General features: G+C 47.6%; 2 protein-coding genes. Both read right to left on the reverse strand.

All coding sequences use genetic code 11. From position 1 onward, the window contains the following. On the reverse strand, positions 1-857 hold an 857-nt coding region (locus IOD06_RS13440; RefSeq protein ID WP_194621265.1), incomplete at its 3' end, for a copper resistance protein B. A 25-nt stretch (positions 858-882) separates the two neighbouring features. Next, positions 883-972, reverse strand: coding sequence for a multicopper oxidase domain-containing protein (locus tag IOD06_RS13855; RefSeq protein WP_320157442.1), 90 nt, complete (start codon positions 970-972; stop codon positions 883-885). Positions 973-980 lie beyond the last annotated feature (8 nt).

A 980-nucleotide genomic window follows, 5' to 3' on the forward strand; every position in this document is an offset into this window, starting at 1 on the left:
TATAAATAGGCTCTCGCATCTGTTTCGATAAAATACGGCGCGGTACCGACAATACCTGCCATAAGGGCAGCGTTATCGTTTTCAGTATCGTAAGCGACACCAGCTTCACCATTCCAGAAAATGCTCAGTGGTTTCCAATAAGCAAGCGAGCTTAAGCTATCGATTTCTTTATCATCTTTAGTTTGAGCACTACCTTCAGTGCGTAGCCTGATACGATTACTGTCAGTACCATACCAACCCGTCGCTTCGAAGTTGATTTGATCCTCATCAAACTGATAGCCCAAGTCGTCTACTGATACTCCCCATAACGGCATGCTGCCCATCATCATTGGCTTACCATACTGCCCATAGGGAACACCGTTTGAATAGTCTGGACTGCGAGCATCGGCTGGCGGCTGCCCGCCTTGCATCCCAGACATATCCATACTGCCATGATCCATGCCTGACATGTCCATGCCACTATGATCCATACCAGACATATCGCCCGACATGTCCATGCCGCTGTGATCCATATCAGACATATCGCCTGACATATCCATGCCACTGTGATCCATACCAGACATATCGCCTGACATATCCATGCCGCTATGATCCATATCAGACATATCGCCCGACATGTCCATGCCGCTATGATCCATACCAGACATATCGCCTGACATATCCATGCCGCTATGATCCATACCAGACATATCGCCTGACATATCCATGCCGCTATGATCCATACCAGACATATCGCCTGACATATCCATACCGCTGTGATCCATGCCAGACATATCAGCAGCCGTTGCAAACGATGAGGTGAGCAAGACTAGCGATGACAAACCAATGAATGGCAGATTTTTCTTAGATACTTTCATAATAAGCCTCATATTCGAAGGTTTGTTAAACGACGGCAACTTCTCTGAACATACCGGCTTCCATGTGATAAAGCAGATGGCAATGCCACGCCCATCGTCCAACTTCACCCGTCACATCGAAGC

It is taken from the genome of Psychrobacter sp. N25K4-3-2 (genome assembly GCF_015351755.1).
GTDB classification, from domain to species: Bacteria; Pseudomonadota; Gammaproteobacteria; order Pseudomonadales; family Moraxellaceae; genus Psychrobacter; species Psychrobacter glaciei.